This window comes from Dietzia sp. MNB45, assembly GCF_051994785.1.
Taxonomy (GTDB): domain Bacteria; phylum Actinomycetota; class Actinomycetes; order Mycobacteriales; family Mycobacteriaceae; genus Dietzia; species Dietzia kunjamensis.
In genome coordinates this window covers 1,043,954-1,060,811 of the sequence record NZ_CP163397.1, presented here as the reverse complement: position 1 = coordinate 1,060,811, position 16,858 = coordinate 1,043,954, and the positions used below count along the sequence as shown (strand labels likewise).

The following is a 16,858-nucleotide window of genomic DNA, read 5'->3' as shown; positions in this document are numbered from 1 at the left end:
CGGGCGGGCCGGCCTAGTACAGGCCGGCGGGCATGACCGGCGGGCGTCGTGACGGGCGGGCCGGCCTAGTACAGGCCGGGCTCGTCGTCGTCGCCCTCGACCAGGTCGCCCACGCCCTCGCCCCCGACCCCCGGTTCTCCCGCGCCACCGGGGGCGTCCGACCCGGCCCCCGACCGGAGCACCCGCGAGTAGGCCTCCAGATACCCCATCGCCCGCTCGGTGCGCGGATACCCGCGCACCGCCTCCCAGAACTCGGGCGGGTGACCCCCGGGGACGACGAGGTGGGCCAGCTCGTGCACCACGACGTAGTCCAGCACGTATGCAGGCACGTCCCGCAACGTCTCGCTGATCCGGATCTCCCCGGAATCCGGTGAGCAGGACGCCCAGCGGGTGGTCATCGCCGGCACCCAGCGCACCGATGCCGGCCGCGCCCGACCCTCCAGCCACGTCGTCGACAGTTCCGTGGCGCGCCTCATCAGGTCCGCATCGGACGCCCGGTGACCCTTGCGGCGACCGGACCGGGCGAGCCGGCCGAGCATGTCGGTGATGAGGCGTCGTTCCTCCGCGCGTGGCAGCCCCGCCGGCATGAGGACCACCACTGACTCGCCCTCCACCCGCGCTGACACCGTCCTCTTACGGCGTGTGGAGCGGCGCACCTCGATCCGAGGATCATCAGGCTCGGTGGGCAGCGCCGGTGCCGGGCCCGGGCCGGGTGACGGTGGGCTCGCGGACACGGCGGCGGGGCGTGGGGCTGGCGACACGCGGACCACGGTAGACCACCCCACACGGCGCGGTTATCCACAGGCACCGACGAGACCGGCGCCTGTGGACAACGACGCCCGAGCAGGGCCCGGGCAGGACCGCCGCGTGCCACGATGTGCCCCGTGACCCCAGTGACCGCTCCTGCCGACGACCCGCCACGCGCCGCCACCGTCGACTCCACCGGCACCGGTGCCGGCACCGCGGCGGTGGCGACCGTCTCCCCGCGCACCACCGCCCCCGTCATCGCCGTGCAGGCCGAGGCCTCTGCCTCCCGGGTCCGGGCCACCCTGCGTCCCGGCACCGTGGTGGTCGCACGGGATGACCACACCGTCCAGGTGGGACTGGCGCCTGACCGCGCGGTGGTGGTCGACGCCCCCGCCACCGTGGGTGCCCGCAGCCTCTCGGCACTACTCCGTGGCCTCGAGGGCGGGGCTCCTCTCGACGACGTCGCCGCGCGCGCTGGAATCGACGCGGCGGGGATGGCGACCGTGGCCCGGATCCTCGTCCACCTGGCCGACCTCGATCATCTACGACTCGACCCGCCGGAGCCGGGAACGGCCACGGACGCAGACGCGCACGCGACGGGCTCCACTCAGAGGCCCGCGCCGGTGCGACGCGTCCACATCCTGGGGGTCGGCCAGATCTCGGAGGTGCTCCGGGGGCCGCTGTCCGTCAACGGTTGTCGTGTGACCACCGGCCCCAGCCCGGGCTTGACACTCGACGCCGAGCGGCCGCCCTGGTTCCGACGGGGCGTGGCCCCTGACCTCGTCATCCTCACCGGCACCGTCTCCGTGGATCCGGTGGTCACCACCGCCCTCGCCCGGTCCGGACAGACGCACATGCACGTGTACTGCCGGGACGGCCGTGTGGTGGTGGGCCCGACCGTGGTTCCGGGGGTCACCCCGTGTCTGCGCTGCACCGACCTGTACCGCGCCCGCCGGGACCCGCGGTGGCCGTTCGTCGCAGCCCAACTCATCGGGCACAGCCCCGAGGCCGCCGTTCCCGCCCTCACCGCCGCCGCAGCCCTGGTGTTGGCGGAGGTCGCCGCCAGCCGTGAAGCCCGCACCCGGCTCCAGACCATCGGGGCCACCGTCGAGATCAACCCGTCCGAGGGACTGTGGCGCCGGCTCGAATGGCAGGCCGACGCAGCCTGCGACTGTGGGGCCGCCCCGCATGACCGTCCTCTGTCATGATTGAAGGCGTGTCCGACCTACCCCGCACCTCGTCCCGCCGCGCAGCACGCCTCGCGGGACTCCCACTGGGCATCGCCGGTCGCGCCGCCGGTTCACTCGGTCGACGCGCCCTCGGGCGGGGGGACGGGGATCTGAGCGAGGAACTGGCCGATCAGGCCGCCGAGCAGGTCTTCGCCGTTCTCGGGGAACTCAAGGGCGGCGCCATGAAGGTCGGCCAGGCCCTCAGCGTGTTCGAGGCCGGGATGCCCGACAAGTACGCCGAGCCGTTCCGGGAGGCCCTCACCAAGCTCCAGGCCGAGGCACCCCCCATGCCCGCCGCCGAGGTGGAGAGAGTCCTCGACACCCAACTCGGGCTGCGCTGGCGTGAACGCTTCGCCGAGTTCGACGGTGACGCCGCCGCGGCCGCCTCCATCGGGCAGGTCCACCGCGCCGTCTGGTCCGACGGTCGGGAGGTGGCCGTCAAGATCCAGTATCCCGGCGCCGATGAGGCCCTCCGCTCGGACCTGCGGCAACTCCGGCGACTGGCTCCCCTGTTCCGGCCGCTCAACCCCGGCACCGACATCAGGGGCATCATCGACGAGCTCTACGACAGCACCGTGAGCGAACTCGACTACCGCGCGGAGGCTGACACCCAGCGGGGGTTCTCGGCCGCCTATCGCGACGATCGCCTCGTCCGGGTGCCCTCCGTGCTGGCCTCGTCGCCCAAGGTGCTGGTCACCGAGTGGGTGGACGGGCGGGCCCTGAGCCGGATCTCCAGCGACGGCACCCCCGCAGAGCGCAACCGGGCCGGCGAGCTCCTCACCGAGTTCCAGTTCAGTTCACCCACCCGTGCCCGGATGATGCACGGCGATCCCCACCCCGGAAATTTCCTGCTCGCCGATGACGGTCGACTGGTGGTCCTGGACTTCGGCGCGTCGATCCCCCTGCCCGAGGGCGTGCCGGAGGTTCTCACCTCCATGATGCGGCTCGCCCTGGCCGGTGATTCCGATGAACTGGTGCGGTTGATGACCCGGGCCGGATACGTCGGCCGGAACGGCCTCGACCCCGCCGACGCGATGGCGTTCCTGAACCCGTTCATCGAGCCGATGCGCGAGCCTGTTTTCCACTTCAGCCGCGCGTGGATGCAGAGCATCATGTCCGTCTACGGTGACGTGTCGGGGCGGGAGTTCCGGACCTCCCGCTCGTTCACCCTTCCGCGCGAGTACGTCCTGATCCACCGGGTGCTGTCCGCGTCGGTGGGCATGCTGTGCCAACTCGAGGCGTCCGCCCCGTACCGGGAGATCGTGCAGCGCTGGATGCCGGAGATCTTCCCCGACGAGGGCTGACCAGCCCCGGGCTCGGGGAGCCTCCCGCGCGGGGCGGGTTCAGGTGGCGCGGATCAGTTTCAGCACGTCGTCGCCGTACTCGCTCAGCTTGTGCGCCCCGATCCCGCCGATCCGGCCCAGTGCGCGGGTGTCGGCGGGCCGCTCCCGGGCGATCTGGGCGAGCGTGTCGTTGGTGAACACCGTGTAGGCGGGTTTGCCGATCCGTTCCGAGGTCTCCTTGCGCCAGTCCCTCAGTCGTTCGAACAGGCCGGTATCGACCTCCACCGAGCATTCCGGGCACAGCCCGAGCGCGCGGTGCATGGGCCCGGTGAGCTTCTCCCCGCACCCGCGGCACCGTCCCTTGTCCGAGGTGTCGGTGGACCCGCGCGGTCCGACCGGGGACTGGGCCGGGCGAACGGGGTCGAGGAAGCGGCTGGGGCGTCGGCTGGCCCGGCCACCGGCGCGTCGACTCCGACTCCACGACACCGTCAGGTGCTCGCGGGCGCGGGTGACGCCCACGTAGAGCAGGCGCCGCTCCTCCTCGATCGCGTCCGGTCCGGCGTTGATCGCGTGGCTGATCGGCAGACTCCCCTCGTGGACTCCGATGAGGAACACCGCGTCCCATTCGAGCCCCTTGGCGGCGTGGAACGATGCCAGCGTCACACCCCGCTCGTCCGGGGCGTGACGTGCCGCCGCCCGTTCTCGAAGCCCCGCGACCACCGGTAGCAGGCCCTCGCGAGCCTCGGCCGTGGCGATCTCCTCCGCGAGACCCACCAGCGAGTTCAGTGCGTTCCAGGTCTCCCTGGCCTGGGCACCGGACGGCTCGGCGGCGGTGAGACCGAGGGGCTCGAGCGCCTGCCTGAGGACTGCGACGATCTCCGTGGGGTCCGACAGCTGGGAGTACGCCTGCGCCCGCGCCTCGTCCGAGCCGTCGATCAGTCGGTCGATCGCCGACATGGCCCGACGGACCACCGGCCTCTCGAAGAAGCCCTCTCCCCCTTTGAGCCGGTATCCGATCCCGGCCTCGTCCAGGGCCGCCTCGACCCGCTCGGACTGGGCGTTGATGCGGTACAGCACCGCGATCTCCGAGGGGTCCATCCCGCCGTGGACGAGATCGGCGACGGCCCCCGCCACCGCCTCCGCCTCGGCGTCCTCGTCGGGGTACTCGGCGAGGACCGGCTCGGGGCCCGGCGGCCGCATTCCCCGCAGGGTGAGCCCGGCGCTGCGGAACCGGCCGCTGCCGGCGCTGATCACCGCGTTGGCCAGGTCCACGACCTGAGGCGTGGAGCGGTAGTCGGACTCCAGGCGCACGACGGTGGCACCCGGGTAGCGGTCCGCGAAGCCGAGCAGGAAGTCCGGTTCTGCGCCGGCGAACGAATAGATGGTCTGGTTGACGTCACCGACCACCGTCAGGTCGTCCCTCCTGCCCAGCCACGCGGTGAGCAGCCGTTGTTGAGCCGGCGTGACGTCCTGGAACTCGTCGACGACGAAGCAGCGGTAGCGGTCCCGGAACTCCTCGGCGATCGCCGGGACCTCTTCCACGAGTTCGGCCATGTGGCTCAGGAGGTCGTCGAAATCGAGCATCCGGACCGGTCCGGAGACCTTGAGGTCCTCGTATGCCCGGAACGCGCGCGCGACCTCGGGGGCCGGCACCGGCAGGTCGCGACCCAGTGCGACGGCCTGCTCCGCGTACGTGTCCGGGGTGAGCAGGCTGGACTTGGCCCAGCCGATCTCGGTCAGCACGTCGCGGATGGTCTCCGTGGCGGGGTCCAGGCCGACCCGGCGCACCGCCTGGGCGACCGCGCGGAACTGCCCGTCCAACAGCTGCCAGGGTTCCTCCCCGTACACCCGTGGCCAGAAGTACGACAGGTTCCGCAGGGCGGCCGAGTGGAAGGTCCGGGCCTGTACGGGTCCCGTAAGGGCGTCCGCGACTCCCAGCCCCGCCAACCGCATGCGCAGCTCCCCGGCGGCGCGGGCGGTGAACGTCACCGCCAGCACCTGGTCGCCGCGGACGTGCCCGGTGGTCACCAGGTGGGCGATCCGTCGGGTGATCGTGCGGGTCTTCCCCGTCCCGGCGCCGGCGAGGATGCAGACGGGTCCACGTGGCGCCAGCACGGCACGGCGTTGCTGCGGGTCGAGACCCTCGAGGGCCGACTCCGCACCGTCTCCCCGTCCGCGACCATCTCCCCGTCCGCGCCGCATGTCACTCACGCACCCATCGTGGCATCCGCCTCCGACATCGCGTCCGCGGCCTCCCCCCGGGGATGATTCCCGCGGTCGTGCGCGTTACACCCCGTCATGAGCGATGTGACGACGAACGACGATGCCGGCGCCCTGACCCTGTACACCACCACGTGGTGCCCCTTCTGCACGCGGCTCAAGAAGCTGCTGGACGAGAAGGCGATCGGCTACACCGAGGTCGACGTGGAGGCGGACGCCGATGCCGCCGCTTTCGTCGAGAGCGTGAACGGCGGCAACAGGGTCGTCCCTACGGCGCTGTACTCGGACGGCACCACCGCCACCAATCCCACGGCCTCGCAGGTGCGCGCCAAGCTCGCCGAACTCGTCGGGGCCTGACGCGCTCGTCCGGGCCGGGGGGCGACGCCGGGCACCAGCACCCTCAGGCGTCGGTGTCGCCGTCGACCGCTGCGACCCAGGACTGCAGCATCACGTGCGCGATGGAGACGGCCGGCGCCACCATGAGGTCGCCACGGCCGGCCAGCGCGTCACGGACCCGGTCGACGTCGAACCACGCGGCCTCACTGATCTCCTCGTCCTCGAGCACGATCGGAGCCTCCGGGTCGCCGATGGCGTGGAATGCGACCATGAGGGACCGGGGGAACGGCCAGGGTTGGCTGCCCAGGTAGCGCACGCGGTCGACGACCACGCCCACCTCCTCGGCGACCTCACGTCGAACGCAGCCCTCCAGGGACTCCCCCGCCTCGACGAAACCGGCGACGTGCGAGTACATGCCCTCGGGCCAGATCGGCTGGCGGGCGAGGAGCACTCGTCGTCCCCCGTCGTGGACCAGACAGATCACGGCGGGGTCGGTCCGTGGGTACTCGAGGCCACCGTGGAACGGGTCCTCGATCGCCCATCCCGCGTCCACCCTGCGCGGGTGGTGGGTGCGGTCGCGCCCACGCACGTTGTCGCGATGCCATCCGAGCAGGGCCATGGCCTGGGCGGCCAGAGACCCGTCACCCTCGACCAGGTCCGCCCCGCAGGATCGGAGCGAGGTCACCGCGGGGTCGGCGGGGAGCTCCTCGACCGGGACCGCCCAGATGTGCCGCGCGTCCTCGGTCCGCCCGAGGAACACGGCCTCCTCGGGGAGCGCGTCGGCGAGATGTACGGCCGGTTCCAGGCGGATCCGCTGCCGGTCACCGGGCGCCGGCTCGACGGCGAACCTGTTGCGTCGGTCCACCTTCATGACGCGAGCCGTCGCCCATCCCCTGGTCAGTTCGTCGGTGTCCTGCCGCAGGGGCGCAGCCCTGTCGGGTGCCGCCACCGCGAGCACCGGGTCGGAGTCGAGGGTGAAGTCCAGCGGCATCGTGTGGGGTCCTTTTCGCGGGGGCGTGACGGGCGCCACCGAGCGTAGCCCGGTCCCCTCGGCATCCTCGCGCTGCCCGCGCCTCAGCCGGAGACCATCCGGATGTAGAGCAACCGGTCGCCGCTCTCGAGTGCGTCCGCCTCGGACTCGTTGACCTTGATGAGCTGCCCCTTGCGCACCACCCCGAGCACGAGTTCGGCGAGGTGTCGGGGCGAGCCGCCCACCTCGGACTCCTCGACCCGCCGCTCCGCGATGGAGAAGCCCTCGTCGGGGGTCAGCAGGTCCTCCATCATCCCCACGACGGTCGGGGTGATGGTGGCCAGGCCGAGGAGCCGTCCCGTGGTCTCGGCGGAGACGACCACGGAGTCCGCGCCGGACTGCTTGAGCAGGTGTTTGTTGTCGCTCTCGCGGACCGTCGCGACGATCTTGGCGTTGGGCGCGAGTTCTCGCGCGGTGAGGGTGACCAGCACGGCCGTGTCGTCCGAGTTGGTGGCGACCACGACCGCGGAGGCCCGCGTGAGTCCCGCCAGTTTGAGTACATCGGATCGGGTGGCCGAGCCGTGGACGGTGACCAGTCCGTGGGCGGCCGCGGCCTTGAGCGCCTGGGGGTCGGTGTCGACGACGACGATGTCGTCCGGGGCTGTGTCGTCGGCGAGCATCGCCGCGATGGCGGACCTGCCCTTGGTGCCGTACCCGACGACGACGGTGTGATTGCGCACGTGACTCCTCCATCGCTGGATTTTGAAGGCCTGACGGGACTGCTCTGTCAGCACGGCCAATGTGGTGCCGACGAGCAGGATGAGGAACACGAGGCGCAGCGGCGTGACGACGATGGTGTTGATCAACCGCGCCTGCTGGGTGATCGGGGTGATGTCGCCGTACCCGGTGGTCGAGAGGGAGACGGTGGCGTAGTAGAAGCAGTCGACGAGCGTCATCTCACCGCCCGGTCCGCCGCCGCCCGTGTAACCACCGCGGTCGAGCCACACCACGAGGACCCCGAGACACAGCGCCGCGAGCGCCATCGCGACGCGTTTCCCGATCAGCCGCCAGGGCGTCTCACTGTGTTCCGGGATGCTCACCACGCCCACGAGGGCGTGGTCGGGGCTCTCGTCCAGCGGGTCATGGCCACGGAATCGCGACGCCAGTGCGCGCTTGTTGACCATGGGACTCCGTTTCCGCGACGTGTCCCTCGGGGGACCCTGCCATCTTCGAGATGAATAGTCGCCTATCGCACGCCCCGGGACAACAACCGACCCCGCCCGGGGCCCTCCGAGAGGATACGGAGCAGTTCGTCGGCGTCCGGCAGGTCGGCTGGTTCGATCGTTCGCCCGGATCGCACATAGTGGAACGCGGCGCGCACACTCTCGAGCTCCACGGGTCGTCCCAGGCGGGCGGTGGCGATCTTCGCCCAGGCGTAGCGGTAGACCGCCAACTGCAGGGCCACAGCGGGCATGTCGCGTTCGGCAGGCACGCGTCCGGTCTTCCAGTCCACGATGATCCACCCGTCGCCGTCCCCGGCGGCCCCGAACACGGCATCCATCCTGCCGCGCAGCAGGTGGTCGCCGAGTCCTACCTCGAAGGGCACCTCGACCGCATCGGGAGTCATCCGTGCCCACGGGGACGACTCGAACGCCTCCTGCAGTGCGGTCAGGTCCGCCTCGGACAGCCCGTCGACAGCACCCTGGTCGCCGGCGCCGGGCAGGTCGTCGATGTCCAACAGGTGGGTGGCACCGAAGCGGTGCTCCAGCCAGAGGTGGAACCGGGTGCCGCGCCGCGCGAAGCGGTCGGGGCGGAAAGGGACCGGCCTGCGCAGGCGGTCCGCGAACTCCTGGGGATCCGACGCCAGGGCGACGATCTGGCCCGCGGTGAGCCGACGGGGCAACACCACCTCGTCCCGCTGTTCGGCCGCCCGCCGCGCGTCGGCGAGCAACGGTGCCGCGGCCAGGTGCCAGCGACGTGCCGGTCCCGCTTCCGGTGGGTCCTCGTTTTCCGGGTCCACGGGCGCGGCCGCTTCGACCGCACGGGCCACGGTGACGCGGTCCGGCGCGGCCGGTCGCGGCCACGTGGCCTCCACGACAGTCGCCGTGGCGGGATTGATCGGCGAGGGTGTGACGACGAGGTGGTCGATCTCGCCTAGTGGGTCGTCTCCCCCGCACGCCTCGACGACCTCGTCGAGGAATTCGGAGGGCCCCTTGGGTTTCGCGGTCGCTCCGATCCAGTGCGACCCGGAGAGCAGCAGCGTCCGCTCCGCTCGTGTCACCGCCACGTAGAACAACCTACGGTCCTCGTCCAGGGAGCGTCGCTTGACCCGCTTGATGTGGCTTTCCAGCGCGTTCTGGAGGAGTTTCCGGTCGGTCACGTCGTCGAGCCGGGGCACCGGGACGCCGCCCGGGTTGTCCTCTGACTCGCGGTCCCCCCGCAACTGCTCGGGCAACTGGGTCGCCGTGCGTACCGACGTCTCGGGTGCCTGGTCGGAGGGGAACACCCCGTGTACCAGGTGCGGAACGGCCACGATCTCCCACTCGAGCCCCTTGGCGGAGTGGACGGTGAGGATCTGCACCCGCCCCGGGGTCGCGGCGACCTCACCGCGCGCCAGTCCGCTGTCGACCGTGCGCGCGAGGTCGAGGTAGGCCAGGAACGCATCCAACCCCGTTCCCCGGTCCGGTCGGAATCCCGCCGCCACCTCCTGCAGCGCGTCGAGTTGTTCGCGAGCCTCCCCGGCCCCGGCGCGTTGGCGGAGACGCACCTCCGCGTCGAGTCCCAGCGCCTGCTCGGCGGCAGCGACCAGGCGGGCGGGGGGTGCGGAGGAGCGGGCGCGCAGACCCGAGATGATCCCCGCCAGTTCGCCGATGCGCGCCGTGCCGGCGGGGCTGTAGTCGCGCGCCGGACCCGGGTCCGCGAGGGCGTCGGCCAGCCCGGCCGAGTCGGTCTCCTCTCCCCTGGCGATCGCGTCGAGGATGTCCTCCAACTGATCGAGTTCGGTCACCGCCCCGCTCGGGGTCGCTGTCCGACGGAGCGACAGGCGGGAGGCACGCCGGGCGAGCGCGGCGAGGTCGGCGGCTCCCAGTGCGAAACGTGAGCCGGTGAGCAGGCGTAACAGCGCGGCTCCGGCCCCCGGGCGTGCGATCACCGTGAGCAGTGAGACCACATCTGCGACCTCGGGGACGTCGAGCAGTCCTCCCACGCCCACGACCTCGACGGCCAGGCCGCGCGCTTCGAGTGCGTCGGCGATCGCCGCCGAGTCCCCGTTGCGCCTGACCAGAACCGCGGCGGTCGGTGTGTGCCCGTCCCGGGCGGCCGCACGGTATCGCTCGGCAATCGCGTCCGCCAGCCATTCCCGTTCGTCCGCCGCGGTGTCCAGGACCGCGACCTTGAGGTCGGCAGGCTCGGCACCGGGCCGGGCTCGCAGCTCGGGGACGGGGATCGACCCCGGTCGGCCCCGCAGCGGCTCGGTGATCCTGTTGGCCAGTGTGAGTACTTCCGGGGGGTTTCGCCACGAGGTGGTGAGTTCGCGGAGGTGCGAGCGCTGACCGCCGGCCAGGGGGAAGTCCTCACGGAACCGGTCGAGGTTCGAGGCCGAGGCCCCGCGCCAACCGTAGATGGACTGCATGGGGTCCCCGACTGCGGTGACCGCCGGCACCGGCCCCGCCCCGCCTCCGAACAGGGACGCGAGCAGCACGCGCTGCGAGTGCCCGGTGTCCTGGTACTCGTCCAGCAGGACCACCCGGAACGCCCGGCGCTCGACCTGTCCGACCTGGGTGTGGTCGCGGGCGACCGTGGCCGACAGGGCCATCTGCGAACCGTGGTCGAGAGCCGACTCGGCGCGCATGCGTTCCGCGACCGCGTCCACCAGGTCCGCGAGTTCGTCGCGATGCCCCTGCACGTCGGCCGTCTCCTGGAGCCACAGCGTGGGGGTCTGGCGTTGCCGCGGGCCGGGGGGCAGGGTTGCGATGAGAGTGGTCACCAGGTCCGGGTGTGTGCGCAGATCGTCTGTGGTGACGAGGTGGTCGGACAATTGGCCCGCCAACGCCAGGACATCCCGTGTCACCTTGCCGGGGTTCGATCCGGTCGTCAGGGGGCTCTCCCACCTCGACACCACGTCGTGCGCGAGCTGGAAGGCGGCGGTGGGGGTGAGCAGCCGCGAGTCCGGTTCGACGGGGACGAGGAGTCCGTACGTCCCGAGCAGTGTCCCGGCGAACGCGTGGTAGGTCGAGATCTGTGGATCCTCGGTGCGGATCGCCTCGGCGACCCCGGGGGCGGCTCCCGGGCCCGTGCACAGAGGACTGCGTGCGAGCGCGTCGAGTCGCCGGCGGATCCGGCGGGACAACTGCTGCGCGGCCTTACGGGTGAAGGTCAGGCCGAGGATCTCCCCCGGTCGTGCGTACCCGTTGGCCACCAGCCACACCACGCGGGCGGCCATCGTCTCGGTCTTTCCGGCACCCGCTCCCGCCAGGACCAGCGTCGGTTCCGCCGGACCCGCGATCACCTCGGCCTGCTCGCGGGTCGGCCGGTGGACCCCGAGCGCGTCGGCGATGGCATCGGGCTCGATCGTCGCGGTCATCCGATCACCTGTTCTCCCTCGGGCTGCGCGGGGCAGCTGGATCTGACGTCGCAGTGGTCGCACCAGCGGCCCGCTCTCGCCGAGTAGGACGGCCCGACGGTCGCGCGGCCCGCCTCCGTCACCCGCCGGGTGAGCGCCTCGGCCGCCTCGGCACCGAGCGGGTCCTGGGTCCGTTCGGACGGCATGCGACCCTCCCGACCCGCCAGATAGAGCAGGAGGCCTCCGCCCGGTTCCCGCCCCGCGGCGGAGTCGACCGCCCCGTTGGCCAGGGCGAGTTGGTAGAGGGCGAGTTGCGGGTGGACCGCTGCATCGGCCTGGCTCGCCACGGCACCGCCGGTCTTCACGTCGACCGGGATCACCTGCCCCGCCGTGGTCGCCTCGAGCCGGTCGATCCGACCCCGGACGCGCACGGGGCCCTCGACCTCGAACTCGAACGGCTCCTCGACCCCGGCCGTGGTGTACTCGTCGCGGGTCGAGGAGCGCCACAGTCGGAACGTCTCGGCCATCTCGACCATCGATTCCGCTCCCCGCTCGGCGAACCACCCGCGGGCCATCGTGAGCGCCTCGGCTCGGCGCAGGACGGCCGCGCGTACCGCGTCCTCGGAGATCCCTCCCTCCACCGCCTGTGTCAGCGCGTGGACCGCCGAGCCCCGGATGAGCGGCGCCGCCGATCCGGCGTCCGACGAGTCGCCACGCACCTTCTGGAGAAACCACCGGAGGGGGCACTCCTCCAGGGCGCCGAAACCGGACGGCGAGAGGACCGCGAGGGGCACTCCGGGCGTCGCGGTGACCACCGGCTCGGCCGTGGACGGCTCGGCGGCGCCGAACCAGGTCCGCGGATCGGCGACCCCCACCCCGGCGTCGCGGAGGCCGGCGAGGAGCCCGGCCGCGTGACGGGCGTCTTCCGGGTCGGTCGCCGGGTCGTGCAGAGCTGCCCGCAGATCGACGGCCAGGTGCGGCAGGGTGAACACGGTGGGCGCGTGCGGGGGCAGGCCCGCCACCTGCCCGGTCGGGGCTGTGGTGGGGGCCACGGTGGCCAGGTCGGAGATCTCGTCGATGAACCGGGACGGGGCGACATCCCCCTGCTCCGGTGACTCGACCGCGGTCACCAGGAGATGATCGCTCGCGCGGGAACAGGCGACGTAGAACAGGCGCCGTTCCTCGGCCGAGCGGGCGGCGGCGGAGGACACGGCCCGCTCGGCCTCGGACGGCACGGGACCGTCGCCGGCGATCTCGGTCAGATCCACCAGTTCGTCGACCCCGAGCAGCCCGGACCGTCGGCGGGGCGCGGGCCACACCCCGTCCTGCACGCCGCACACGGCCACGGCCCGCCACTGTCTGCCCACCGCGGCGTGCGCAGACAGCACGCTGACCGCCCCTCCGCGGGCCCTGGTGTCCGCACGACCGGGCGCGGGCAGGTCCTCGCCGGAGACGATGTCGCAGAAGAGCGCCACGGATCCGCCGGGCACCCGGTCGACGAAGTCGGCGGCGTGGTCGAACAGCGACACGACCGCGTCGAGCGAGCGGTCCGCTGACCGGGACCACGGGTCGGCGGCCACCGCCTGACGGACGAGCCGTCGCTCCAGCCGGGACGCCGACCACGCCGCCCAGAGTGCCTCCTCCGCGGTCCCGCCCGCCTCGAGCTCCGCAAGGACAGCCGCCCGGGCCCGTCGGATCCTCGTCACCGGCGCGAGCTCCACGGTGGTGAGGCCCGGCGGGATCTGGTCCTCCGCCGCGAGGACCAGACGACGCAGCGTGTCCGCGCTCGGTTCGGTGCCGCCTATCCCGGAGCGCCGCAGGCCGCGCCGGAGACGACGCATCGCGACCGCGTCGGCGCGACCGATCGGGCCCGAGAGCATGGCCAGGGTCCGCTCGGCGTCGGTCCCGGTCTCGCCCTCCACCGCGGAGCGCACCAGGAGAAGCAGCCCGGACGCCACGGGATCGTGAGCCGGCGGGATCTCCGCACCCGCGTCGACGACGGGGACGTCCGCGGCGTCGAGGGCTGCCAGGACCGCATCCGCCACCCGCGGCAGGGAGCGGCTCACCACGGCCATCTCCCCGTAGTCGATACCGTCCAGGACGTGGCGGCGGCGGAGGAAATCCGCGATGACGGCCGCCTCCGCGGCGGCCGAGCCCGCGACGGTCACCCCCACCGAGCCCTCGGCACCACCGGTCGATTCGCGGGGGCGGTGGCGCGCGGCCCCGGGGAGCCGCGACGCGACACGCGCCGCGACCACCGTGATCGCCGGCGACATGCGGTGTCCGGCGTGGAGGTCGACGGCGCGGCCGCCCTGGTCCACCACGGCCCGCGCGAGCCCGCCGTCCGCCCCGCGGAACCGGAACACCGACTGGTCGCCGTCCTCGACCACCAGCAGCACATCCGCGCCGCCACCGACCGTCGCGACGAACTCGGCGGCGAGCGGATCGAGGTGTTGCGCGTCGTCCACCGCGACGAGCCGGCGTGACCGGAAGATCTCACGGAGATCGGGATCGGCGGTGAGCGCGTCGAGGGCGGCCCCCACCAGTTCCGCGGCGTTGAGCGCCTCCGGAATGTCGGACTGCCCGGAACGCACACCGGAGCGCAATGCCATCTGCTCCTCGTGGCGGCGGAAGAACCCGGCGGCGGCGACCCACGCGGGCCGACCCGCGGTCCGTCCCAACCGGGCGAGTTCGCGTGGTCCGATGCCCCTCTCCAGCGAGCGCAGGAGCAGGTCGCGCAGTTCGCGAGCGAACCCGACCGTGGCCAGGGCCGGACGCATCTGCTCCGGCCAGTGCGGCGCCCCGTCCGCCAGTTCGCCCGACAGGGTCTCCCGCACCACCGCGTCGTGCTCGGCCCCGGTGCGCAACCGCGGGGGCGGTGCGTCGGCCCGCGCGGCCGCCAACCGAACGACCGCGTGGGCCAGGGAGTGGACGGTACGGACCGGCGCATCGGTGCCCACCACGAGCTCCGGAGGCAGGCCGCGAGTGGACTGTTCGAGCAGGGCGGCCGCCGCCGTCGCCGAACCCGTGAGGACCAGGACGCCGTCCATGCCCACCCCGCCGGCCACCGCCGAACGCACCACGTCGACGATCAGCGAGGTCTTCCCGCTACCCGGGCCCCCGCGGACCACCCACCGATCCTGCCGACCGGTCCGGGTGCCCGACCAGTCACGACCGAGGAGGTCGTCGAAATCCGCCGGCCAGGATGTCCCGGGACGGCCGACCGCGCGGTCGGCGCGGGCGGCGCGGCTGGCGGTCGGGGTGTCGACGGGCTCTGTCACGGCTCGATGAGACCACACGCCTACGACATCGCCCCGCCGCGAGGGTCAGCGCAGGGTGTCCTCGAGCATGTTCGGGCGGCACGCGGTCCGCGAGACGACCGTCATGATCGCCAACACCACCGTGAGGAACGCCAGGCCCGCCCCGAGCCCGGGGCCGTCGAACAGCATGCCGAACACGAGCGGCCCGAGGGACGCGGCCGTGTACCCCACGCCCTGGGAGAACCCGGAGAGCGCGGCGGAGCCGGCCTGGGTGCGCGTGCGGAGGTTGATCAGCGTGAGGCAGAGCGGGAACGTGCTGGGTCCCACGCCGAGCAGGCAGATCCACACCCACGCCGCGCCGGGAGCCCAGAGCAGGCCGGCGAACCCGGCCAGGTAGGACACGACGGAGACGACGACGACGGCGTACGGGTCCTCGAAGCGGCCCGCCGCCCACGGCACCACCAACGCCGCGACGAGGCCGATCGCCGAGTACACCGCCAACGCCAACCCGCCCTCCGCGCGCGTCATCCCGATCGATTCGGCCACGGCCGGGAGCCAGGTGAAGAACGCGTACGTGCACAAGGAGTTGGTTCCGAAGAACAGGGCCAGCGCCACGCCGACGGGCGAACGCCACGGGCGGATGCGCCGGGTGGGGGTCGCGGCGGAGCCGCCGGGGGCGCCGGTGGGGGCGCTGGTGGGGGCGCTGCCGGTGGAGCCGTCTGCGGGGCGGGGGGACCCGGTGGCACGAGGGGAGTCGGTGGGGACGCCCGGCCGCACGACCTCGACGATCCAGGGGATCGCGGCGACGACGGCGAGGACCGCCCACCACCCGATGGAGACCCGCCACCCGGCGGCCTCCTCGACCGGCACCGCCACCAGCGCCGGGACGACGGTGCCCAGCTGCAGACCGGTGATGTAGGCCATGCTGACCGCGGCCACGTGCCGGGGGAAGTACTTCTTGACCAGGGGCGGGGCGACGACGTTGCCGATCCCCATCCCCGCCAGCGCGATGAGTGATCCCGCGCCCATCACCCAGGGGTCGTGGGCGGCGGCCCGGATGAGCTGCCCGACGGCCGCCGCGACCATCGCCAGGACCGTGAGCATCTCCAGACCCACCCGGCGTAGGACGATCGGGGTGAGCACACCCCAGACGGCGAACATGGCGGTCGGGACCATCCCGAGCAGCCCCATCCCGGCGGCGCCGAGGCCGATCTCGGCGTCGATCACCCCGAGCAGCGGGCTGAGGGAGGTGACGGCGGTCCGGAGGTTCAGCGAGACGAGGACGACGCCGACGAGGGCCACGAGCGGAAACGCGAGGGCACCCTGGCGGGACGATGCCCGCGGGGAACGGGGGGTCATGCCGACGTGTCCCCCACGAACTCGCCGACCTCGCGGGCCATGGACTGCAACCCGTCCATCGCGTGCGGCCGCGAACCGGGGTGCAGCGCGTGTACCGCCAACCGGAACACGGCAGCGCGCAACACCATCTGGGGCCACTGCTCGAGATGGCGCCATCTGCCGAGGACCCCGATGTCGGCCGTCCCCCACGACAGGTGGTCGACGGCGACGACCGCGGCCGACCACGAGGTCGGCCGGGCATAGGGCACGACGTCGGTCAGTGCGGGTTCGGCGGACGAGTCGAAGAGCAGACCCCGGGCGAGATCCCCGTGGACGACGCCGGTCACGGGGATCCCGACCGGCCTGCGGTGCCGGATGAGGCCCGTCGCACCGAGCAGAGCGGCCGCACGGTGGGTCGCGAAGGGCGTACCGCGGTCCTCCATCCCGGGCGCCAGGTCGTGCTCGGGGTCACCGTCCCAGGCGGCCGCCTCGGCGAACGCGAACAGGTCGGTCTCGGCCCACGGCCGCCTCGCCGGGCGGGTGGCGGGCCGCGGGGGCTCCACGTCGGCGAGCGCCGCGTTGATCCGCGCGGACCACGCGATGGTCTCGTCGGCGCGCGCCTCGGGGCGACCGGACACCACCCGGTCGGCGCGCCAGCCGGACACGACGTGGCGTCCATCGGTCGAGCGGACGGGGAGGGCCACCCGTAGCCCCGTCACGTCCAGTTCCTCCCGGACCCGGGCGGACCAGTTCGCCAGCGCCGTGTCCGCGACGGGGCGGAGCACGACGGCGGCACCGGAGGTGGACACCAGCCAGCCGGTCCCGGAGCCGGCGACCACGGGGACGGCCGGGCCGTCCGTCACGCCGAACGCGCCACGGACGTGCTCGGGGACCCTCGCATCGTTCACGCCGCC

Annotated in this window: 11 protein-coding genes; 3 read left to right on the top strand and 8 right to left on the bottom strand. The window is 72.8% G+C overall.

What is annotated here, in order from left to right; genetic code table 11:
- Positions 1-65: 65 nt before the first annotated feature.
- On the bottom strand, positions 66-614 hold the full coding sequence (locus AB5G72_RS05100; RefSeq protein WP_325769218.1) for a M48 metallopeptidase family protein: 549 nt from the start codon (positions 612-614) through the stop codon (positions 66-68).
- Between the two features lie 270 nt (positions 615-884).
- Between AB5G72_RS05100 and AB5G72_RS05095 the strand changes: the two genes are divergently transcribed.
- Positions 885-1,955, top strand: a complete 1,071-nt coding sequence (locus tag AB5G72_RS05095) for a hypothetical protein (RefSeq protein WP_440221131.1) — start codon at positions 885-887, stop codon at positions 1,953-1,955.
- Positions 1,956-1,963: 8 nt separating this feature from the next.
- Positions 1,964-3,280: an ABC1 kinase family protein gene (locus tag AB5G72_RS05090; protein ID WP_440221130.1), complete on the top strand. Its 1,317-nt coding sequence runs from the start codon at positions 1,964-1,966 to the stop codon at positions 3,278-3,280.
- A 39-nt stretch (positions 3,281-3,319) separates the two neighbouring features.
- Here the strand turns inward: AB5G72_RS05090 and AB5G72_RS05085 are convergent, their stop codons facing one another.
- On the bottom strand, positions 3,320-5,461 hold the full coding sequence (locus AB5G72_RS05085) for an ATP-dependent DNA helicase UvrD2 (protein WP_440221468.1): 2,142 nt from the start codon (positions 5,459-5,461) through the stop codon (positions 3,320-3,322).
- A 96-nt stretch (positions 5,462-5,557) separates the two neighbouring features.
- Here AB5G72_RS05085 and AB5G72_RS05080 point away from each other — a divergent pair, with 96 nt between their 5' ends.
- Complete coding sequence (locus AB5G72_RS05080; protein WP_132063690.1) at positions 5,558-5,836, top strand: mycoredoxin; 279 nt, start codon at positions 5,558-5,560, stop codon at positions 5,834-5,836.
- A gap of 43 nt (positions 5,837-5,879) precedes the next feature.
- Here the strand turns inward: AB5G72_RS05080 and nudC are convergent, their stop codons facing one another.
- The 6 genes from nudC to AB5G72_RS05050 form a co-directional block, all read right to left on the bottom strand.
- Positions 5,880-6,806 (bottom strand): NAD(+) diphosphatase, encoded by a 927-nt coding sequence (gene nudC, locus AB5G72_RS05075; protein WP_440221129.1) that lies wholly within the window; start codon positions 6,804-6,806, stop codon positions 5,880-5,882.
- An 83-nt stretch (positions 6,807-6,889) separates the two neighbouring features.
- The gene (locus tag AB5G72_RS05070) at positions 6,890-7,969 is read right to left on the bottom strand and encodes a potassium channel family protein (protein WP_268091759.1); all 1,080 of its coding nucleotides are present in this window, start codon (positions 7,967-7,969) and stop codon (positions 6,890-6,892) included.
- A 62-nt stretch (positions 7,970-8,031) separates the two neighbouring features.
- Positions 8,032-11,367 carry a UvrD-helicase domain-containing protein gene (locus AB5G72_RS05065; RefSeq protein WP_440221128.1) on the bottom strand — a complete coding sequence of 1,112 codons (3,336 nt, stop codon included), beginning with the start codon at positions 11,365-11,367 and terminating at the stop codon, positions 8,032-8,034.
- On the bottom strand, positions 11,364-14,627 hold the full coding sequence (locus AB5G72_RS05060; protein WP_440221127.1) for a PD-(D/E)XK nuclease family protein: 3,264 nt from the start codon (positions 14,625-14,627) through the stop codon (positions 11,364-11,366). Before AB5G72_RS05060 ends, AB5G72_RS05065 begins: the two co-directional genes overlap by 4 nt.
- 45 nt (positions 14,628-14,672) lie before the next feature.
- Positions 14,673-15,965: an MFS transporter gene (locus AB5G72_RS05055; protein ID WP_268091757.1), complete on the bottom strand. Its 1,293-nt coding sequence runs from the start codon at positions 15,963-15,965 to the stop codon at positions 14,673-14,675.
- On the bottom strand, positions 15,962-16,852 hold the full coding sequence (locus AB5G72_RS05050; protein ID WP_167457919.1) for a TIGR02569 family protein: 891 nt from the start codon (positions 16,850-16,852) through the stop codon (positions 15,962-15,964). Before AB5G72_RS05050 ends, AB5G72_RS05055 begins: the two co-directional genes overlap by 4 nt.
- Positions 16,853-16,858 lie beyond the last annotated feature (6 nt).